The 20,402-nt window shown below is 66.3% G+C and carries 14 protein-coding genes; 5 read left to right on the forward strand and 9 right to left on the reverse strand.

Annotated features, from left to right (window positions below):
• Window positions 1-39 precede the first annotated feature (39 nt).
• A complete protein-coding gene (locus tag ACMZ91_RS12710) occupies window positions 40-1,035 on the forward strand; it encodes a YhdH/YhfP family quinone oxidoreductase (protein WP_414577095.1) in 996 nt (331 codons plus the stop codon).
• An 88-nt stretch (window positions 1,036-1,123) separates the two neighbouring features.
• Complete coding sequence (gene pilH / locus ACMZ91_RS12715; protein WP_005410644.1) at window positions 1,124-1,495, forward strand: twitching motility response regulator PilH; 372 nt, start codon at window positions 1,124-1,126, stop codon at window positions 1,493-1,495.
• Window positions 1,496-1,583: 88 nt separating this feature from the next.
• On the opposite strand, the gene ACMZ91_RS12720 is transcribed toward pilH, so the two are convergent.
• Complete coding sequence (locus tag ACMZ91_RS12720) at window positions 1,584-2,477, reverse strand: DnaJ C-terminal domain-containing protein (RefSeq protein ID WP_032127817.1); 894 nt, start codon at window positions 2,475-2,477, stop codon at window positions 1,584-1,586.
• 260 nt (window positions 2,478-2,737) lie between these two features.
• Between ACMZ91_RS12720 and ACMZ91_RS12725 the strand changes: the two genes are divergently transcribed.
• Both ACMZ91_RS12725 and ACMZ91_RS12730 read left to right on the forward strand, forming a co-directional pair.
• A complete protein-coding gene (locus ACMZ91_RS12725; RefSeq protein ID WP_414577093.1) occupies window positions 2,738-3,220 on the forward strand; it encodes a peroxiredoxin in 483 nt (160 codons plus the stop codon).
• A gap of 29 nt (window positions 3,221-3,249) precedes the next feature.
• Window positions 3,250-3,825: a ferritin-like domain-containing protein gene (locus tag ACMZ91_RS12730; RefSeq protein ID WP_414577091.1), complete on the forward strand. Its 576-nt coding sequence runs from the start codon at window positions 3,250-3,252 to the stop codon at window positions 3,823-3,825.
• A gap of 129 nt (window positions 3,826-3,954) precedes the next feature.
• Here the strand turns inward: ACMZ91_RS12730 and pbpC are convergent, their stop codons facing one another.
• On the reverse strand, window positions 3,955-6,336 hold the full coding sequence (pbpC, locus tag ACMZ91_RS12735) for a penicillin-binding protein 1C (RefSeq protein WP_414577089.1): 2,382 nt from the start codon (window positions 6,334-6,336) through the stop codon (window positions 3,955-3,957).
• A 64-nt stretch (window positions 6,337-6,400) separates the two neighbouring features.
• Complete coding sequence (locus ACMZ91_RS12740; RefSeq protein WP_414577087.1) at window positions 6,401-11,308, reverse strand: alpha-2-macroglobulin family protein; 4,908 nt, start codon at window positions 11,306-11,308, stop codon at window positions 6,401-6,403.
• A 502-nt stretch (window positions 11,309-11,810) separates the two neighbouring features.
• Here ACMZ91_RS12740 and ACMZ91_RS12745 point away from each other — a divergent pair.
• Window positions 11,811-12,833, forward strand: a complete 1,023-nt coding sequence (locus tag ACMZ91_RS12745) for a WD40 repeat domain-containing protein (RefSeq protein ID WP_049463112.1) — start codon at window positions 11,811-11,813, stop codon at window positions 12,831-12,833.
• A 196-nt stretch (window positions 12,834-13,029) separates the two neighbouring features.
• Here the strand turns inward: ACMZ91_RS12745 and ACMZ91_RS12750 are convergent, their stop codons facing one another.
• From ACMZ91_RS12750 to prpC, 6 genes are all read right to left on the reverse strand, one after another.
• Window positions 13,030-14,490 (reverse strand): bifunctional 2-methylcitrate dehydratase/aconitate hydratase, encoded by a 1,461-nt coding sequence (locus tag ACMZ91_RS12750; RefSeq protein WP_414577085.1) that lies wholly within the window; start codon window positions 14,488-14,490, stop codon window positions 13,030-13,032.
• 152 nt (window positions 14,491-14,642) lie between these two features.
• Window positions 14,643-15,821 (reverse strand): 2-methylaconitate cis-trans isomerase PrpF, encoded by a 1,179-nt coding sequence (gene prpF / locus ACMZ91_RS12755; protein ID WP_414577083.1) that lies wholly within the window; start codon window positions 15,819-15,821, stop codon window positions 14,643-14,645.
• Between the two features lie 23 nt (window positions 15,822-15,844).
• Complete coding sequence (locus ACMZ91_RS12760; protein ID WP_414577081.1) at window positions 15,845-16,126, reverse strand: type II toxin-antitoxin system RelE/ParE family toxin; 282 nt, start codon at window positions 16,124-16,126, stop codon at window positions 15,845-15,847.
• A 32-nt stretch (window positions 16,127-16,158) separates the two neighbouring features.
• Complete coding sequence (locus ACMZ91_RS12765) at window positions 16,159-16,416, reverse strand: type II toxin-antitoxin system ParD family antitoxin (RefSeq protein WP_019338677.1); 258 nt, start codon at window positions 16,414-16,416, stop codon at window positions 16,159-16,161.
• A 101-nt stretch (window positions 16,417-16,517) separates the two neighbouring features.
• Window positions 16,518-19,136: a Fe/S-dependent 2-methylisocitrate dehydratase AcnD gene (gene acnD, locus ACMZ91_RS12770; protein WP_414577079.1), complete on the reverse strand. Its 2,619-nt coding sequence runs from the start codon at window positions 19,134-19,136 to the stop codon at window positions 16,518-16,520.
• A gap of 97 nt (window positions 19,137-19,233) precedes the next feature.
• Complete coding sequence (prpC, locus tag ACMZ91_RS12775; RefSeq protein WP_014038133.1) at window positions 19,234-20,391, reverse strand: bifunctional 2-methylcitrate synthase/citrate synthase; 1,158 nt, start codon at window positions 20,389-20,391, stop codon at window positions 19,234-19,236.
• Window positions 20,392-20,402: the final 11 nt, after the last annotated feature.

Below are 20,402 nucleotides of genomic sequence, written 5' to 3' on the forward strand. Positions count from 1 at the left end.
GGGGTAAGGTGGCGTTTTCCTCGAAGTCAGGCAACGCCGATGGCCCCCACCACCCCGTTCACCGCCTTCCGCATCGAAAACGACGACGCCGGCTACCGCAGCGGCCTGGCCCAGCTCACTGTCGACGACCTCAACCCCGGCCAGGTGCTGATCCGCGCCCAGTGGTCTTCAGTCAACTACAAGGACGCGCTGGCGGGCACCGGCAAGGGCAGGATCCTGCGCCGCTTCCCGCTGGTCGGCGGCATCGACGTAGCCGGTACCGTGGTCGCCAGCACCGACCCGGCCTGGCGTGAAGGCGATGCGGTACTGGCCACCGGCTGCGGCCTCAGCGAGACCCGCGATGGCGGCTACAGCCAGTATGTGCGGCTGGAGTCGAGCGCGGTGATCGCGCTGCCGGCCGGGCTGAGTGCCCGCGAGGCAATGGTGCTGGGCACCGCCGGCTTCACGGCGGCGCTGGCGCTGCTGCGCCTGCAGGACAACCGGCAGACCCCGGAGCTCGGCCCGCTGGCGGTCACCGGCGCCAGCGGCGGTGTGGGCGCGCTGGCGCTGTCCATCTTCAGCCGTGCCGGCTATACCGTGCACGCGGTCAGTGGCAAGCCGGAGCAGTCCGACTTCCTGCACGGCATCGGTGCCGCCGAGGTGCTGCCACGCTCGGCGTTGGCCGATACCGGCCCACTGCAGTCGGCCCGCTTCGGCGGGGGCCTCGACAATGCCGGAGGCGACATGCTTGCCAGCCTGCTGGCGCAGACCGTGCCCTACGGCAGCGTGGTCAGTGCCGGCCTGGCCGCCAGTCCGACGCTGGACATGACGGTGATGCCGTTCATCCTGCGCGGCGTGTCACTGCTGGGCGTGTCCTCGGCCAATGCACCGCGCGGGCTGCGCGAAGAAGTGTGGTCGCGGCTGGGCAGTGACTGGAAGCCGCAGCAGCTGGACCGCATCTGCACCGCCGAAGTCGGCCTCGATGGCCTTCCTGCCGTGTTCGAACGGATGCTGGCCGGCGATTCGCTGGGCCGCACCGTGGTGCGGATCGACTGAACGTCGCAGGCAGGCGACGGACGGCAGATGCGCCCCTCCCGCCAGTAATGGGCCCGCACTACACTGCGGGCATTACATGGGGAACAACATGGCACGCATTCTGATCGTCGACGACTCACCGTCGCAGCTGTTGGGGATACAGCGCATCGTCGAGAAGCTCGGGCACCAGATCCTGACCGCCACCGATGGCGCCGCCGGGGTCGAAACCGCCAAGGCCGAGCTGCCCGACCTGGTCCTGATGGACGTGGTGATGCCGAACCTCAACGGTTTCCAGGCCACGCGCACCCTCGCCCGCGACGAGGCGACCCGGCATATTCCGGTGATCCTGGTGACCACCAAGGACCAGGACACCGACCGCATGTGGGGCATGCGCCAGGGCGCCAAGGCCTACATCACCAAGCCGTTCTCGGAAGACGAGCTGTCCGAGGTGCTGGAACGGGTGTTCGCCGGGCAGGGCTGAGACACGCGCGGTAGTGCCGGCCGCTGGCCGGCAACCACGCATCACCGTCCCGGGCAATGAAGTTGCCGGCCAGCGGCCGGCACTACCTTCAAATGGTCTCGCCGAAGGCCTTGGCCAGGTTCCGGTACGCCTTCTTCTGCGCCTCGTCAGTCGCGGCCGGGGCCACGATCTCGATCTCGACGATCTGGTCGCCCTCCGGATTGCCTGGCAGCCCACGGCCACGCAGGCGCAGCTTGCGGCCAGCATCGGAATCGGCCGGAATCTTCAATTCCACCGCTCCACCCAGGGTCGGCACGCTGATGCTCGTACCCAGCGCGGCCTGCCACGGCGTGACCGGCAGCGTGTAGAGGATGTTGCGGCCATCGACCTCGAACTGCGGGTGGGCGGCGTATTCCACTTCCAGCAGGAGGTTGCCGCCATGGTTGCCCTGCCCGGCCAGCCGGATCACCTGGCCTGGGCGGATGCCCTTGGGCACGCGCACGTCCAGCTGCTTGCCGTTGACGGTGATGCGCAGGCTGTCGCCGCTGTAGGCCGCTTCCAGCGGAACCGACAGCTTGGCGCGGGTGTCGCGGTTGGGCGCGTGGCCCTGGCTGCTGAAGCCCGGCCCCGGACCAGCGCCACCACCGCCACGCTGGCGCGCGAACAGGCTCTCGAAGAAGTCGCTGAAGCCGCCATTGGGGCCGCCACCGCCGAATACTTCCTCGAAATTGAAACCGCCAGCACCACCATAGTTCGGCGGCACGTTGAACTCCTCGCCCGGGCGATAGCCCTGCGCGCGCAGCTGGTCGTAGGCCGCGCGCTTTTCCGGATCGCGCAGCGCCTCGTAGGCCTCGTTGACCGCTTTGAACTTGTCTTCGGCCCCGGCCTCCTTGCTGACGTCCGGGTGGTACTTGCGTGCCAGCCGGCGGTAGGCGGTCTTGATCTCCGCCTCGCCCGCGCTCGGTTCCACCCCCAGGGTGGCGTAGTAATCCTTGAATTCCATCCAGCTACCTCGATCTGCTTCGGCCGCGCCGGTGGCGCCGCCCCGGGTTCATTCTACGCGCCGGCATGCTACGCCGCCCCTCGTGCGGCCACGGTGAGGCCGACTGATCCTGCGCAATGCGACTGCCATCCCCATGCGCCACGCTGTGGCTGGAAGCCCCCGCCGCAAAGCCTGAAGATGGGGCCTGCACACGGGTTTTCCAATGTCTTGACGCCCCTGTCCCATCCGGCCCACTAGCCTGCCCCAGCAAGGAGTTCCCCATGACCATCCATGTCGGCGACCGCATTCCGGAAGTGACCCTCAAGCGCATCCGCGAGGGCATCGAAACGCTCGATACGCATTCGCTGTTCGACGCACGCAAGGTGGTGCTGTTCGCCGTGCCCGGCGCGTTCACCCCGACCTGCTCGGCGCGCCACCTGCCCGGCTACGTCGAGAAGTTCCAGGCGTTCCGCCAGCGCGGCATCGACGTCTACTGCATGGCCGTCAACGACCCGTTCGTGATGAAGGCATGGGCCGCCGACCAGAGCGTGCCCGAGGGCCTGCTGATGCTGTCCGACGGCAATGCCGAACTGACCCGCGCGCTCGGCCTGGAGCTCGACGCCAGCGCCTCGGGCATGGGCATCCGCTCGCGGCGCTTCGCGCTGTACGTGGTCGATGGCGTGGTGCGTGCGGCCTGGATCGAGCAGCCGGGCCAGTTCGAGGTGTCTTCGGCCGAATACGTGCTGGAGCACCTGCCTACCTGATTCCCCACCGCAAGAGGAAACGGCCAGCCATGTCCACCAAGCCAGCCAAAGCCGCAAAGCCCGCCGCCAGGGTTCCCGGCATCAGCGACCGCAAGACCCTGCGCGAACGCGCCCGGCGCAACATCGAAGACGGTGCGATCACCGACAGCTACAGCGCCGACCGCAAGGTCGTGATCAAGCTGCTCAACGATGCACTGGCCACCGAGTACGTATGCGTGCTGCGCTACTACCGGCACTACTTCATGGCCAAGGGCATGCTGGCCGACGCGGTGAAAGGCGAATTCCTCGAACATGCACAGCAGGAACAGGCGCACGCCGGCAAGCTGGCCGAGCGCATCGTCCAGCTCGGCGGCGAGCCGGACTTCAACCCCGACACGCTGACCGCGCGCTCGCATGCCGAGTACAAGGAAGGCAGCGACCTGCGCGACATGGTGCGCGAGAACCTGGTGGCCGAACGCATCGCCATCGACAGCTACCGCGAGATGATCAACTTCATCGGCGACCGCGATACCACCACCAAGCGCATCCTTGAAGAGATACTGGCGCAGGAAGAGGAACACGCCGACGAATTCGCCGACCTGCTGGATGGGTGGATCGGGGAATAGCGGCCCCGCATACGCCTTGGTAGATGCCCACCTTGGTGGGCGCATTTATCGCGTGCCAACCAAGGTTGGCACCTACCAGAGCACTGCGGTGTCGTTGGCGTTGGACCGCGCGCCGACCAAGGTCGGCATCTAGCGGAGAACGTTGAACCGCACCTGCGTCCACGCGCCATCGGCCGCCAGCGCGGTCAGGGTGTGTGCGCCCGGCTCGGCGAACTCGCGCTGCATCAACTGCGCGCCACGGGTCTGCGCGATCCAACGGCCATCCAGCAGCCAGTCCACCGCCTGCTCGCTGCCCAGCGCGCGCAGCTGCAGGCGCACGCCATGTTCGGCATTGGGTGCACGCGCCAGTGCAGCGCCATCATTGAGGCCATCGATGTGCAGGGCCACGCTGGCCTCACGCCCGTCGTCGCGGCAATCCGGCGACAACGCCGGCAACTGCGAGGCAGCGCGCGTGGCCTTGGGCAACCACGGTGACAACAACGCCGGCCAGCGCGCGATCTCGCGTGTCACCTCCTCGTGTGACGCACGGCAATCGGCCGACACACGCAGTCCGGTCCGCGCGTCTGCCAAGTAACGCTGCCGCCCCGGCTGCCAGCGCCGCGCCTCGCGCTCGGGGAAGGTCGGTGGTGCCGCGCCGTCCAGCAGATAGGCCGACATCCGCCGCTGGCACAGTGCCGTCGGCAGGCCTTCGGCGCGTTCGCCGGTGGGCCAGCAGATATCTTCCTGGCTGACACTTGCCGGCATCGGTGCAGCAGCCGAATCCCCGCGCTGGCGCGGCAGGCTGTCCACCACTTCGAACATCAGCGGCAGCGCGGTCACCGCGCCGTACTGGCCCGGTAGCGGTGTGCCGTCCGGCCGGCCCACCCACACGCCCACGGTGTAGTGGCGCGTGCTGCCGATCGCCCACGCATCGCGGTACCCGTAACTGGTGCCGGTCTTCCACGCCACGCGCGGGCGGCCACCGACATCGAAGGTGCCGACGCTGTAGCCCGGGCGAGGGTTCGATTCCAGCATCTCGCGCACGATCCAGCTTGCGCCCGGCGAGGCCAGGCGCCGCTCGATCATCGGTTCGTCATCGGTGTAGCGCACGCGTCCGGCAATGCCGTTGCGGTTGAGCGCGGCGAACGCACCGACCAGATCTTCCAGCCGCGCACCGGTGCCGCCCAGAATCAAAGACAGGTTGGGCGTGCTGCCCGGCGGGAAACGCAGCTGGATGCCGGAGTGCGACAGGCGCGCGGCGAAGCGCGCGGCCCCGACCCGCTGCAGCAGGTCCACCGAGGGCACATTGAGTGACAGCCGCAATGCACTGGAGGCACCAATCGGCCCATTGAAGGCCATGTCGAAGTTGCCGGGCCGGTAGCTACCGAAACTCTGCGGCGCATCGACCAGCAGGCTTTCCGAATGGATCAGGCCATCGTCCAGCGCCATCGCATACAGGAACGGCTTGAGCGTGGAGCCCGGCGAGCGCCAGGCCTGCACCATGTCGACGTGGCCGAGCCGCTGGCGGTCACCAAAGGACAACGTACCGACGTAGGCACGCGCCTGCAGAGTCTGGTTGTCGACCACCAGCAAGGCCGCCGAAGTACGCTCGGGCAGTGTCGAGAAATAGCTCGCCACGCGTTCTTCCAGCGTGCGCTGCAGGCCGATGTCGATGCTGCTCTGGATGCGCGCCTGGCCCGGATGCGCCGAATGCAGGCGCTGCGCCAGCAGCGCGGCGTGCAACGGAGGTCGCAGCGAGCGTGCCACCACGTTCTCGATGCGCGCATCCTGCACTTCCTCCGGCGTCCACGCGCCCAGTTCGGCCATGCGTGACAGCACCTTGTCACGCGCTTTCTGCGCGGCTTCCGGGTGGCGGTCCGGGCGCAGCCGGCTCGGTGCCTGTGGCAGTACCGCCAGCAAGGCGGCCTCGGCATGTGACAGCTGCGCCGCCGGCTTGCCCAGATAGGCCCAGCTGGCCGCTTCCACGCCCTCGATGGTGCCACCGTAGGGCGCGCGCTCCAGATACAGGGCCAGGATCTGCCGCTTGCTCAGGTGAACTTCCAGCTGCACCGCGCGCAGCATCTGCTTGAGCTTTCCCCAGGGCGTGCGCGTATGCGGATCGAGGATGCGTGCGACCTGCATGGTCAGGGTCGAGCCACCGGACACGATGCGACCACCGCGCAGCAGCTGGCCGCTGGCCCGCAGGATCGCCAGCGGGTTGATGCCCGGATGGCGCCAGAACCAGCGGTCTTCATAGGTCAGCAACGCCTGCAAGTACAGCGGTGAGACGCTGTCGATCGAGGCCGGATAGCGCCACACGCCCTCGGCATCGGCAAACGCGCGCAATGGCGTGCCGTCGGCAGCCACCACCAGGGTGCTGGTATCGCGTTGCTTCGGCAGCGGCGGCGGGAAGGCGAAATCCAGCACCAGCAGCAGTGCCAGCGTGGCCGCCGTACCCCAGCGCAGCCACGGCCACAGTGGCTGCAGCCGGCGGCGCAGGGCCGCCCGCCGGGTCGTCATCGTGTTCGTCATTGCAGCGTGCCGCATTGGAGCTTGCCAGCTGGACGGGCCGCGCCGTCGCGGCCCATCCGTGGGATCAAGGCTGTACCACCGTGATCGTGGTCGGGTTGCTGCGGCCAACGCCACGCAGCTGCGGCCGGTACATGTCCTCCACCAGCGGCGGCGGCACCGAGTAGGTACCCGGGGTCACCGCACGCACCAGGTAGAACACGTTGGCCTTGCTGCCACGCGAGAGCTTCAGCGCGGCCACGTAGCGGTCGTCGCGGAATTCCTCGTGCTTGGTATCGGCGGCTTCACCCCGGTCGCTGATGGTGATGCCATCGACCACCACGTCGGCCCACTGCTTGGCATCGCCCAGGTTGAAGTTCTCGATCTCCAGGCCGGCCGGCAGCAGGTCGGTCAGCAGTGCATCGGGCATCGTGGTGTCGGCAGTGACGGTGACGCGCACGATCAGGGCTTCGCCTTCCTTCAGCGGCCGCGGCGACCACGGCTTGCCATCGGTGCCGTAGTAGCTGCGCTCGACGCCCAGCACGCTGTTGTCCGGCGCCGGCGCGCTGCGCGGAATACCGGCCACGTCGATGCTGGCGAACATCGGCGGCTGGCCCTGCGGGGTGAAGCGCACGCCGCTGGCGAGTTCATTTGCACTGAAGTTGCGGCCGAACAGCTTGCGTTCGCCGATGGCTTCGGTGTTGCCACCGATCACCAGTTCACCGGCCACCAGCGCCTTCTGGTTGGCGGCCAGTGCCTTGCCAAGGCGGGCAATCGCTACCTGTTCCTGCGTGCTCAGCCACATCCAGCCGGCATTGCGGCGCGCATCCAGGCCACGGCCGAGGTCAACCGCACGTGCATCCCAGGCCGGCTTGGCCAGCTTGTTTTCGTGGGTCAGCGCGATCATCAGCGCGTCATCACGGATCGCACTGCCGTAGTCGCCGAAGTAAGACGGGCGTTCGCTGCTGGACTTGGCGAAAGCCGCCGCCAGCGCGGCCTGGCCGCGCTTGGCATCGCCCTGCAACGACAGCGCCACGCCCAGGTGGACCAGCGACAGGCCGCCGACCGCCTTGCTGCGCTCGTTGTCGTACAGCGTGCGCAGGGTACCCAGCGGCGCACGGTTGACCCTGGCCAGCACGTAGCCCGAGTACGCCTGGTTGGCGAACTTCAGCTTCTCGCGGTCGTCCTGGCCATAGAACTGGTTGCCACCGGACAGCAGATCCTCGCTGAGGCGGTTGAGCGCCTTCTGCAGCACGTTGTCGGGCACCGCAAAACCGGCGTCCTTGGCATCGAGCAGGAACTCGGTGATGTACGGGGTCAGCCACGGGTTCACGTAGCCGTCGTCACCCCACATCGAGAAGTTGCCATTAGCCACCTGCATCGACGCCAAGCGGCCAAACGCACCTTCCATGCGCTCGCGACGGGTCTTGGCATCCAGGCCGTCGGCACCGAGCATCGACGAAGTGGCCTGGTCCAGGATCAGTGCGGCGTAGCCCTTGCTGGTGGTCTGCTCGGCACAGCCATACGGGTAGTTCAATGCACCCTGCAGCGCACTGGCGAACGGGATCGGCGGCAGCGGGCTGACCAGCAGGCGGGCATTCACCGACTCGGCCATCAGGCCATCGGTCAGGCTGTTATCGAGGCTGACCGCGGCCAACGGATCAAGCGTGCGCACCTGCGAACGCAGCACCTGCGGCCACGCCGCACGCACCGGCAGGTCGTAACGGCGATCGGCCTTGAAGCCGTTGCCGTCCACCCGCACCCGCACCTTGGCCACGCTGTGGCCCTCGCGTGCCGAAAGCGGGAAGCTCAACGTGGTCTTGGCGTCGGCATTCAACTGCACGCTGCGGCTGCCTTCGCCCAGGTTCAGCGGGCCCTCGCTTTCCACCTTCACGTTGAACTGGCCCGGCTTGCCGGTGAAGTTCTGCACATCCAGGGTCACGGTGCTGCGGTCGCCCGGAGCGAGCACGCGCGGCATGCTGGCTTCGGCGAGGATCGGCGCACGCACAACGGTTTCCACGTCGCGCTTGCCGTACTGGTCATCGCTGTAGACCAGTGCCGACACCCGCAGGGTACCGTTGAAGTCCGGCACCTTCAGGCGGATGCGGGCGATGCCCTTGGCATCGAGCTGCACCGGGCCAGAGAACAGGTCCACGGTCTGCACGCGCGCGGTCGGGCGCTTGGCCTGCGGCAACGCCTGCAGCGCCATGTCGCCACCGAACTTCAGCTTGCCGGCACCGCCGTCAAAGCTCTCGATCACCCGGCTGTAGATGTCGTAGGCATCAATGCCGAGACGACGCTGGGCGAAGAAGTGCGCACCGGCATCGGGCACCGGGAAGCGGGTGATGTTGAGGATGCCCACGTCCACCGCCGAGACCGTGACGTGCGCCATTTTGCCGGCCAGCTGCGGTGCGCTGACCGTCACCGGCAGGTCCTGTTCCGGTCGCATCTGCTTGGGCGCTGCCAGGCCGACGGCCACGGTGCGCCCCTTGCGATCCATCGGTACGTGCACCACGCCCACCGCACGGGCCGGGGTGATCTTGCTCGGCGCACTGCCGCCGCGGAACACCAGCGCGGTGATGTAGACGTCGTGGCGCTCCCAGTCAGCGGTGACCGGAATCTTGAAGGTCGAACCCGGCTTGGCGTCGATGTCCTGCACGTACAGCATGCGGTCGGTCTCGACCATCAGGATGCCCTTGCCGGCGTGCGGCGGGGTCACCGTCACCTCTAGCGTGTCGCCTGCCTTGTAGCCGGTCTTGTCCAGGCCCAGCTTGATCTTGTCAGGGCGCGCGTCCAGGCCGCGGTTGTCATCACCCCAGCTCCAGCCGGCGCGGAACGGGTAACGGCTGGTCAGGCCGGTGGACGGGTCGAACACGTCCACCCGGTACTCGCCCCACTCCACCGGGAAATCGAAGGCGACCGCACTGCTGCCGGCATCGACGGTGCGGGTTTCCTTGTTCTCGAAACGGCGGGTGAAATCGTAGTCCCAGCGGTTGTCGTTGAAGGTCCAGTGGTAGTCGCGCAGCTCGCGCACCAGGGTGATCTTCAGGCCCTTGGCCGGCTGCGGCGTACCAGCAGCATCCACGCGCATCAATTCGAAGCGCGCGTTGCCGTTGGAATCGGCACCGTCCTCCGGGTTGAACAGCGGGCGTACACCGACCAGGGCGTTGGCCGGCCACATCACCCGCTTCAGGGTACGGGTGACCGTGCGGCCACCGGTTTCATACAGGCTGCCGGACAGCACTACGGCAATCGGCGCCTTGGCCTTGGCTGCCTCTTCCGGCAACGCGACGTCCTCACGCAGCTGGCCGTTGCCCGGCAGCGTGGTATCGATCACGTCCTTGGCCTCGCGCGGCAGCTGCAGGGTCGGGTCACCGAAGAAATAGCCCGGCAGGCCCTCCACCGGCTTCTGTTCGGCGGCCACCGCCATACGTGCCGTGAAGCGGTTGCCATCGGCCGGCGCGCCATACAGATAGGCACCATTGGCCTGCAGGCGCAGGTCCTCACCCGGCTTCAGCGTCTTCTGCGCGCTGTCCAGGTCCAGCTTCATGCGTTCCGGCAGGAACTCCTCGATGCGCAGGGTCATGCCCTGGATCGCTTCCTTGCTGGCCGGGTCGGTGCGGAATTCGACCTGCCAGCGCCCGGTCGGCGCCTCGGCGGGGATCACCTGCTCGAAGTTGATGTAGCCCTGCTCGCCCGGCTGCAGGCGGGTCTCGCGGAAGGTCTTGCCGTCGGGCTGCTTCAGGCGCAGGAACACCGGCTGAGCCTTGACCGGCTTGCCATCGTTGTCGCGCAGCAGTGCGGACAGGCGCACGGTTTCGCCCGGGCGATACAGGTCGCGCCCGGACCAGGCATAGACGTCGAACCAGGCATTGTCACGGCCGGCCACGGCGAATTCGCTCAGGTCCAGCGCCGGCTGGTTGAACGGCAGGAAGCTGGTGTCCTTGCCCGTGCTGGCGACCAGCACGTGAGTGGCATCCAGCGTGTAGTTCAGCAGCGCATTGCCGTTGCCGTCGGTGCTGCCCTTCAGCACCACTTCGCCCTTGGCATCCAGCACGCGCAGGTCGATGCCCTTCAGCGGCGCGCCGTCCTTGAGGCCGGCGGTGTGCACGAACAGCTTGTCCTTGTAGGCACGGGTATGCAGGCCGATGTCGCTGACCGAGAAGAACGCGGTATCGAACTCGCCTTCGTAGTCACCGGTGCGCTTGAGCAGGGCAAAGTACAGGCCCGGCTCCTGCAGTTCCTTGATGTCCTGGGTCGGCAGGTAGGTCAGCACCCGCTCGTTCTTCTTGCCCCCCAGGATGAAACGGTTGACGTAGACCGGCTCGGCCAGCTTGTTGATCGGGCTGCGCTCGTAGTCGCTGCTCAGCTCCCAGCTGCCACGGCGGCCGCCGCGCTGGTACTGGCTGAAGAAGGTCGGCAGGTCCTTCTCGCGCACGCGCAGGAACTCGACGTCGACCTCCGGCACGTTCACCGAGACCACCGGCAGGCCACGGCTGTCCTTGGCCGGCAGCACGCTGCCCTGCGAGGCGAAGCCAACCACCGGCCTCAGCTCGCCGCTGAACACCTTCTGCTTCAGTTCCTTGCCCAGCCGGCTGCCATCGGCGGCCAGCAGGTCCGGCGAGACCACCAGGCTGAACTCCTTGCCGGCCTCGACGAACGGGTAACGCAGGGTCAGGCCGTCATCGGACAGCGTCCAGCTGCTGTCGTCGGTGCCGACCTTCTCTTCGAAGCGCACCAGCTTGTCGAAATCCTGGGTGCCGACCAGTGGGCGCGAGAACTCCAGCGCCAGCGACAGGCCGTCATTCTTCTGGTCCGGGTAGGCGCGCAGCAGGGTGAATTCCTTCACCTGCTCGGCTTTGGTGGTGATCGCCTCACCACTGGCCTTGGGCAGCTGCCCGCCGTCGTTGCGGCAGCCGGCCAGGCCCAGCAACAGGCCTCCTGCCAGTACCGCCGCCGCCCATCCCCACCGCTTCCGCCGTGCCGGACCGCTCATGTCGTCACTCCTTGATCGAGGCGGCCATTATAGGCAGGCCGCGTCAAGGTGTTGACGCGAATTCGGCAATTGCCCGGGCGGGTAGTGCCGGCCGCTGGCCGGCGGAACCGGTAGCCGCCAACCTCGGTTGGCGATAGCCGTGGCAACCAAGGTTGGCACCTACCCAAGTGCCCCTCCCCCGCCGCGCCAGGCACAGGCCGATGCCGGCAACCTGTCTGGCTTGGGATCGGGCGCTCCCCCAATCGTGGCGCGCAATGTCCCGGCGGAGAGAAGGCCGAAGTCGCCCCAAAGTGACGGGTTCAACCCTCGATTGAGCGACTTCCCAATCGGCCTTCAGTCGCCGCTGTAGCATCGGCATCAGGCCTTCTGAACAGCAGTGAACATTGCAATGACACGAGTACGCATGATTCAGGATCCAGCGACCGGTAAGGTCTGGGGTACGCGATGTGACCGAGGTACTGTCGAAGTCACCTCCGGAAGCCCCGGGAAGCTGAAGTCACAGTTGAAAGACTTCCCGAGTCCCGACGAGGCACTGAAATGGGCCATCAAACAGGAGTGGTCGCGGCTGAAAAAGGGCTTCGTACTCGTGAACCCTGCTGCTGCCGCAGGCGAACCCTGCATGCATCGTTACATTGGCGGGGGGTACACGGGAGCCCTGATGATTGCGGGTTGCAATGGGAAGCTGGCGACCAATCAGCACCAGGACGAAGACACGCATGGTGCGGCAACCGACATGTTGCTGCTCATTGGTGAAGACGCTGAGATCATCCATGGTTGGCGATCAAGCAAGACGGACCTTGCCTGGTCGGCACTACCTACGGATGACCGGACAGGATTCCTGATTCGATTCGACTCTGGAATCTACCTTTGGACTTCAGATGGCAGTCCTCCCCAGCGGATCAGCGATGCATCCGTACTGTCATCGCCCTTCCTGACAAGGTCCAACGGGCATGCCGCATGGCATGACGGTGAGCAGGTAACGGTAATGAGACTCGACGATGGAAGGCACATCATGCAGCTGGCGCGCTCCCCTGCGATGGTTGGCGGGCATTCCGAGCAGATGATGGGCACGCTCTCAGCGGATGCCACGATGCTTGCCTGCTGTGCCAATCCGGGTGAGATCGAGTACATCGATGTCGCCCAGGCCAAGACCGTGCGCCGACATCAGGCTGATTTTGAAATGATCGTCAAGATGGAGTGGAGCGCGGATGGGCGCTGGTTGTTGGCGTTGGAAGAGTATGGACGGTGGCGCCTGCTGTGCCTGGACGCGGCAACAGGCGAATCCCGCCCCGGGTGGCCGGAGTTCGCTGACATGACACGAACTGACTTTGCACTGGATAGCGATAGCAAGCGACTCGCCATCCTGCACCGTGGACATATTGCCCTTCACGACTTCACGGATATGAGGGAAATTCGACGCTTTCCCGTCGATCATGTGGTGCGTACCGCGCATATTGCATGGACGGGAGACAATGCCATTTCGGTACGCACCGACTATGGATGCCTTTCCACATATGCGATCTGATCCGGCTTAGTCTATCGCTATCGCGGGATTACACTATCTCTGAGGAACCTCTGCAGACTGCAGCGTGGACCAAAGCATCCCGGTAGATGCCAACCCTGGTTGGCGTCGGCCGTGCCAACCAAGGTTGGCACCTACCAAAGCAGGTGCAGCCACGTGCCCGGCGAGCAGGCGTGGTGTCAGATCCACCAAAGCGTTGCTACACCGGCAGGTACAGGTCCACGTAGTCGGTCACCGGCATTGCCGCCAGGGCCACCGGGTCCAGCGATGCGGCCAGGATGCGCTGCTGCTGGCTGGTCGGGAAGCGGTGGGCCAGGTGCCGGCGGAATTTGTCCATCAGCAGTGGAATGCCCTCCTCACGTCGGCGCGCGTGGCCCAGCGGGTATTCCACCAGTACCTCGGGCAGCTCGGTGCCATCGGTGAAGCGCACGCTCAGGCCGTTGGCGATGCTGCGCTTTTCCGGGTCCAGGTAATCGGCGCTGAGCTGCGGGTCTTCATGGCAGGTCATCTTCGCGCGCAGTGCGTCGATTCGCGGGTCGGCGGCAACGTCGTCCTCGTAATCCTCGGCCGTCAACCGCCCGTGCAGCAGCGCGATGGCGACCATGTACTGCACGCAGTGGTCGCGGTCGGCCGGGTTATGCAGTGGGCCCTGCTTGTCGATGATGCGGATGCAGGCTTCCTGGGTCCGGATCGCAATGTGCGCGATGTCCTCGACCCGCCGCCCCATCGCACGCAACTGCTGGTGCAGCATGACCGCGGCCTCCACTGCGGTCTGGCCGTGGAACTCGGCCGGGTAGCTGATCTTGAACAGCACGTTCTCCATCACATAGCTGCCCAACGGTCGCCCCAGCGTCAGTGCCTGACCGCGCATGGACACGGCCTCGAAGCCCCAGGTTGGCGCGCTGAGCACGCTGGGATAGCCCATCTCACCACTGGCCGCCATCAAGGCCAGGCGCACGCCACGACTGGTCGCATCGCCGGCCGCCCAGCTCTTGCGCGTGCCGGTGTTGGGAGCGTGCCGGTAGGTGCGCAGCGCTTGGCCATCGACCCAGACCAGCGACAGCGCATTGAGCATGCGCTCGCGGTCCAGCCCGAGAAGTTGGGCGACCACGGCAGTGGTGGCCACCTTGACCAGCACCACGTGGTCGAGCCCCACCCGGTTGAAGGAGTTCTGCAGCGCCAGCACGCCCTGGATCTCGTGCGCCTTGATCATCGCCAGCAGCACATCGTGCACGGTCGGCGGCGGACGACGCAGGGCCTGCGCGTTGCGCCCCAGCCAATCGCAGACGGCAAGGATGCCGCCCAGGTTGTCCGACGGATGGCCCCATTCGGCCGCCAGCCAGGTGTCGTTGAAATCCAGCCAACGCACCATTGCGCCGAGGTTGAAGGCGGCCTGCACCGGGTCCAGCACGTAGTGCGTGCCCGGCACGCGCGCGCCGTTGACCACGCTGATGCCCGGCACCAGTGGACCGAGCAGCTTGCTGCAGGCCGGGAAAGAAAGTGCCTCCAGTCCGCACCCAAGCGTATCGAGCAGGCAGTGGTGCGCGGTCTGGAACGCCAGCGGTGAGTCGATGCGTGCGTCGCGCACGTAATCGACGATGTCCACCAGCAGCGCATCCCACGCTGCACGCTCGTTGGATGGGGTGTGGCTGTCGGACATCGTCGATCTCCTCTTCAGAAAAGCAGGTCAGGCCGCGCATCCCGGTAGTCGCCAACCTTGGTTGGCGCTGGACATTGCCCGGGCGGTGCCAATGCCATGCCAACCAAGGTTGGCATCTACCGAAGCATGTGATGCCAGCGCCGACCGGCTGGTTACTCGGCCGGCACCCGCACCTTGCCTTCCATCAGCACACGGGCGCTGCGGCTCATGATGGCCTTGGTCACCGTCCACTGGCCGTCAACGAGGCCGGCCTGCGCGCCCACGCGCAGCGTGCCGGAGGGATGACCGAAGGTCACCGCCTCCCGCTCGCCACCACCCGCCGCACGATTGACCAGGGTGCCTGGAATCGCTGCTGCGGTGCCGATCGCCACGGCGGCAGTTCCCATCATCGCGTGGTGCAGCTTGCCCATCGACAGCGCACGCGCATGCAGGTCGATCGCCGACGCCGGAATGGCCTTGCCGCTGGACGAAACGTAGTCCTGTGCCGGCGCCACGAAGGCCACCTTCGGCGTGTGCTGGCGGGTCGCCGCGTCTTCCAGGCTCTTGATCAGCCCCATGCGCAAGGCGCCGTAGGCGCGGATGGCCTCGAACTTCTGCAGCGCGGCCTTGTCTTCGTTGATCGCCGGCTGCAGCTCGGTGCCGCTGTAGCCCAGGTCGACGGCGTTGAGAAAGATGGTCGGGATGCCGGCGGTGATCATCGTCACCTCGAAGCTACCCACGCCGGGCACTTCCAGGGTATCGACCAGATTGCCGGTCGGGAACATCGCGCCCGCATCGCCGTCATCGGACGGATCGATGAATTCCAGCTGGATCTCGGCCGCCGGGAAGGTCACGCCGTCCAGCTCGAAATCGCCGATCTCCTGCACTTCGCCATCGCGCATCGGCACGTGGGCGATGATGGTCTTGCCGATGTTGGCCTGCCAGATGCGTACGGTGCACAGGCCGTCACGCGGTACCCGGGTCGGATCGATCAGTCCGTTGGCGATTGCGAACGGACCCACCGCAGTGCTGAGATTGCCGCAGTTGCCGCTCCAATCGACGAAGGCGGTGTCGATCGCCACCTGACCGTACAGATAGTTGACATCGTGATCCGGCACAGAGGCAGTGGAGATGATCACGCACTTGCTGGTGCTGGAGGTGGCGCCCCCCATGCCATCGGTCTGCTTGCCATACGGATCGGGCGAACCGATCACGCGCATCAGCAGCGCGTCACGCGCGGCGCCCGGCACCTGCGCGGCCTCGGGCAGGTCCTGCAGGCGGAAGAACACGCCCTTGCTGGTGCCGCCGCGCATGTAGGTGGCGGGAATTCGGAGTTGCGGAAGAAAATTCATCGTCGGATCCAAGCGTTTGGATTTCAGGAAATGTCTTGCATCAGTGCGTCAAGGCCACGATCAACGCACCACACCCGCATGACGTCCACGCGGTCCGGCAGATCGAGGTAGTAGACGAGATAGCGTTCAACGCCCGGAACCTGCATGAAGCGCAAGAGTGCCGGCAACTGTGCGGCGAGGTCGGCATGGCGGACGGAACCTGACGCAGGGAACATCGCAATACGTTGAAGCGTGGCCTCCAACTCGGCGAGAAAGCGCCGACCCAGCACCAGCCCCCCCCTGCCGTGCGAACCATAGCGCGGCATCGGCTGCGTCGGCTTCGGCCCTGGGCCTCCATTCAATCGCCTTCACGCTCCATCCTTTCGGTCAGTTCGCGACGCATACGCTCAAATGTGTCGGCTGTCACCGGGACGCCAGGCCCGGAAGCCAGCCCTTCGGCAATCAGCTGCTTGAGCAGTTCTTCGGCCTTGCTGCGCTGGCGCTGGCGGATCAGATCACGCACATAATCCGACGTGCTGGAGTAGCCGCCTTCGCGCACTTCCTCGTCCACGAACTGCTTGAGCGGGTCGGTCAGCGAAATGTTCATGGTGGCCATGAGACTCTCCATTGGCAGTTTTTGCCAAGTCAGTGTGCGCCCCACCCTCGAGTCGGACAAGCCCGCCCCCGGGCCTCCGGGGGCAGGCATTCAGTCGGCTATCACGCCACCCTGGCGCCTTCCAGGAAGTCCTGGGCGAAGCGCTGCAGCACGCCGCCGGCTTCGTAGATCGCCACTTCCTCATCGCTGTCCAAGCGGCAGGTAACCGGCACCGTGACGTCCTGGCCGTCGCGGCGATGGATGACCAGGGTCAGCTCGGCACGCGGGGTGCGCTCACCGATCACGTCGAAGGTCTCGGTGCCATCGATACCCAGGGTCAGGCGGGTGGTGCCCGGCTTGAACTCCAGCGGCAGCACGCCCATGCCGATCAGGTTGGTACGGTGAATCCGTTCGAAGCCTTCGGCCGCGATCGCTTCCACGCCGGCCAGGCGCACGCCCTTGGCGGCCCAGTCACGCGAGCTGCCCTGGCCGTAGTCGGCACCGGCGATGATGATCAGCGGCTGCTTGCGGTCCATGTAGGTCTCGATCGCTTCCCACATGCGCATCACCTTGCCTTCCGGCTCCACGCGCGCCAGCGAGCCCTGCTTCACGCTGCCATCGTCGTTGCGCACCATCTCGTTGAACAGCTTCGGATTGGCGAACGTAGCGCGCTGCGCGGTCAGGTGGTCACCGCGGTGGGTCGCGTAGGAATTGAAGTCCTCTTCCGGCAGGCCCATCTTCGCCAGGTACTCACCGGCGGCACTGGACGCCAGGATCGCGTTGGACGGCGACAGGTGGTCGGTGGTGATGTTGTCCGGCAGCACCGCCAATGCGCGCATGCCAGACAGCGTACGCTCACCGGCCAGCGCGCCTTCCCAGTACGGCGGACGACGGATGTAGGTGCTCTGCGGGCGCCAGTCGTACAGCGGGCTGACCGCCGCACCGTGCTCCACGCGCACGTTGAACATCGGGTTGTAGACGCGGCGGAACTGCTCCGGCTTCACCGAGGCCTTCACCACCGCGTCGATCTCGGCGTCGCTCGGCCAGATGTCCTTCAGGCGCACCTCGTTGCCGTCGGTGTCCACGCCCAGCACGTCCTTCTCGATATCGAAGCGCACGGTGCCGGCGATGGCATAGGCGATCACCAGCGGCGGCGAAGCCAGGAAGGCCTGCTTCGCATACGGGTGGATGCGGCCATCGAAGTTGCGGTTGCCCGACAACACGGCGGTGGAATACAGGTCGCGGTCGATGATTTCCTGCTGGATCTTCGGGTCCAGCGCGCCACTCATGCCGTTGCAGGTGGTGCAGGCGAAGGCGACGATGCCGAAGCCGAGCTTTTCCAAGTCCGGCAGCAGGCCGGCCTCTTCCAGGTACAGCTGCACCGCCTTCGAACCCGGCGCCAGCGACGACTTCACCCACGGCTTGCGCAGCAGGCCACGCTCGTTGGCCTTGCGCGCCAGCAGTGCGGCGGCGATCACGTTGCGCGGATTGGACGTATTGGTGCAGCTGGTGATGGCGGCGATGATCACCGCGCCGTCGGGCATCAGCCCCTGCGCCTGCTCGGCCTTGCCCGCTTCCAGCTTGGCTTCGTCGGCGATGCCGCGCTCGGCCAGTTCGGCCACCGGCAGGCGGCGATGCGGATTGCTCGGCCCGGCCATGTTGCGCACCACGGTCGACAGATCGAAGCGCAGCACGCGCTCGTATTGTGCGGTGGCCAGGTCATCGGCCCAGAGGCCGGTGGTACGGGCGTAGTTCTCCACCAGCGCCACCTGCGATTCCTCGCGGCCGGTCAGGCGCAGGTAATCGATGGTCTGCCCGTCGATGTAGAACATCGCGGCGGTCGCGCCGTACTCCGGGCACATGTTGGAAATGGTGGCGCGGTCACCGATGGTCAGTGCCGCGGCACCCTCGCCGAAGAATTCAAGCCAGGCGCCCACCACGCGTTCCTTGCGCAGGAACTCGGTCAATGCCAGCACCACGTCGGTCGCAGTGATGCCGGGCTGCGGCTTGCCGGTCAGCTCGACGCCGATGATGTCCGGCAGGCGCATCCATGAGGCGCGGCCCAGCATCACGTTCTCCGCTTCCAGGCCGCCCACGCCGATCGCGATCACGCCCAGCGCGTCCACGTGCGGGGTGTGGCTGTCGGTGCCCACGCAGGTGTCCGGGAAGGCGACGCCGTCCTGCACGTAGACCACCGGCGACATCTTCTCCAGGTTGATCTGGTGCATGATGCCGTTGCCCGGCGGAATCACGTCCACGTTCTCGAAGGCCAGCTTGGTCCAGTCGATGAAGTGGAAACGGTCTTCGTTGCGGCGATCTTCGATGGCGCGGTTCTTCTCGAACGCCTGCGGATCGAAACCACCGCACTCCACCGCCAGCGAGTGATCGACGATCAGCTGCACCGGCACCACCGGATTCACCTTGGCCGGGTCGCCACCCTTGTCAGCGATCGCATCGCGCAGGCCGGCCAGGTCCACCAGCGCGGTCTGGCCGAGGATGTCGTGGCAGACCACGCGCGCCGGGAACCACGGGAAGTCGAGGTCGCGGCGGCGCTCGATCAGCTGCTTCAGCGAATCGCTGAGCGTGGCCGGATCGCAGCGACGCACCAGGTTCTCGGCCAGCACGCGCGAGGTGTACGGCAGGGTGGCATAGGCGCCAGGCTGGATCGCATCGACAGCGGCGCGCGCGTCGAAATAGTCCAGCGTGCTGCCGGGGAGGTTCTTGCGGTAATCGGTATTCATGGGCTGGCGGAGTGCTTGAGGCGGGCCGGGTGCCGGCGGTGCGGCGGCGAAAGCATCCGGCCGGCACGGGGCCGGCCGGATGGGTACAGCAGGGGGATCAGACGCGCTTGTCGATGGCGACGAAGTCGCGGTCTTCCGGACCGATGTAGTTGGCGCTCGGGCGGATGATCTTGCCGTCGATGCGCTGCTCGACGATGTGCGCGCTCCAGCCGGCGGTGCGGGCGATCACGAACAGCGGGGTGAACATCGCGGTCGGCACGCCCATCATGTGGTAGCTGACGGCACTGAACCAGTCCAGGTTCGGGAACATCTTCTTGATGTCCCACATCACCGATTCCAGGCGCTCGGCGATGTCGTACATCTTCATGCTGGACTGTTCTTCGGACAGCTCGCGGGCCACGTCCTTGATCACCTTGTTGCGCGGATCGGAGACGGTGTAGACCGGGTGGCCGAAACCGATCACCACTTCCTTGCGCTCGACGCGAGCCTTGATGTCTTCCTCAGCTTCATCCGGGTTGTCGTAGCGCTTCTGCACTTCGAACGCCACTTCGTTGGCGCCGCCGTGCTTCGGGCCGCGCAGCGCGCCGATGCCACCGCAGATCGCGCTGTACATGTCGCTGCCGGTACCGGCGATGACGCGGCAGGTGAAGGTCGAGGCGTTGAACTCGTGCTCGGCGTACAGGATCAGCGAGGTGTGCATCGCCTTCACCCACGATTCCTGCGGCTTCTCGCCGTGCAGCAGGTGCAGGAAGTGGCCACCGATCGAGTCATCGTCGGTTTCCACGTCGATGGCGCGGCCGTTGTGGCTCCAGTGGTACCAGTACAGCAGCATCGAACCGAGGCAGGCCATCAGCTTGTCGGCGATGTCGCGCGCGCCCGGATGGTTGTGGTCGTCCTTCTCCGGCGCCACGCAGCCGAGCACGGACACGCCGGTGCGCATCACGTCCATCGGGTGTGCCGACGGCGGCAGTTCTTCCAGCGCCGCCTTCACTGCTGCCGGAATGCCGCGCAGCGACTTCAGCTTGGCCTTGTACGAAACCAGCTCGGCGCGGGTCGGCAGCTTGCCGTGCACCAGCAGGTAGGCGATTTCCTCGAACTCGCTGGTGTTGGCCAGGTCCAGGATGTCGTAGCCACGGTAGTGCAGATCGTTGCCACTACGGCCCACGCTGCACAGCGCGGTGTTGCCGGCGGCGGTGCCGGACAGGGCGACGGACTTCTTCGGCTTGAAGGTCGGGGTTGCGGTCGTATCGTTCATGTTTCCCTCCG

Origin of the sequence: Stenotrophomonas sp. FR024, assembly GCF_047500745.2 — a bacterium.
Lineage (GTDB): Bacteria > Pseudomonadota > Gammaproteobacteria > Xanthomonadales > Xanthomonadaceae > Stenotrophomonas > Stenotrophomonas maltophilia_A.

Excerpts from the sequence above, each read along its gene's own strand:
- ACMZ91_RS12710 (WP_414577095.1), top strand. The coding sequence starts at position 40 with ATGGCCCCCACCACCCCGTTCACCGCCTTCCGCATCGAAAACGACGAC.
- pilH (WP_005410644.1), top strand. The coding sequence starts at position 1,124 with ATGGCACGCATTCTGATCGTCGACGACTCACCGTCGCAGCTGTTGGGG.
- ACMZ91_RS12720 (WP_032127817.1), bottom strand. The coding sequence starts at position 2,477 with ATGGAATTCAAGGATTACTACGCCACCCTGGGGGTGGAACCGAGCGCG.
- ACMZ91_RS12725 (WP_414577093.1), top strand. The coding sequence starts at position 2,738 with ATGACCATCCATGTCGGCGACCGCATTCCGGAAGTGACCCTCAAGCGC.
- ACMZ91_RS12730 (WP_414577091.1), top strand. The coding sequence starts at position 3,250 with ATGTCCACCAAGCCAGCCAAAGCCGCAAAGCCCGCCGCCAGGGTTCCC.
- pbpC (WP_414577089.1), bottom strand. The coding sequence starts at position 6,336 with ATGACGAACACGATGACGACCCGGCGGGCGGCCCTGCGCCGCCGGCTG.
- ACMZ91_RS12740 (WP_414577087.1), bottom strand. The coding sequence starts at position 11,308 with ATGAGCGGTCCGGCACGGCGGAAGCGGTGGGGATGGGCGGCGGCGGTA.
- ACMZ91_RS12750 (WP_414577085.1), bottom strand. The coding sequence starts at position 14,490 with ATGTCCGACAGCCACACCCCATCCAACGAGCGTGCAGCGTGGGATGCG.
- prpF (WP_414577083.1), bottom strand. The coding sequence starts at position 15,821 with ATGAATTTTCTTCCGCAACTCCGAATTCCCGCCACCTACATGCGCGGC.
- ACMZ91_RS12760 (WP_414577081.1), bottom strand. The coding sequence starts at position 16,126 with ATGCCGCGCTATGGTTCGCACGGCAGGGGGGGGCTGGTGCTGGGTCGG.
- ACMZ91_RS12765 (WP_019338677.1), bottom strand. The coding sequence starts at position 16,416 with ATGGCCACCATGAACATTTCGCTGACCGACCCGCTCAAGCAGTTCGTG.
- acnD (WP_414577079.1), bottom strand. The coding sequence starts at position 19,136 with ATGAATACCGATTACCGCAAGAACCTCCCCGGCAGCACGCTGGACTAT.
- prpC (WP_014038133.1), bottom strand. The coding sequence starts at position 20,391 with ATGAACGATACGACCGCAACCCCGACCTTCAAGCCGAAGAAGTCCGTC.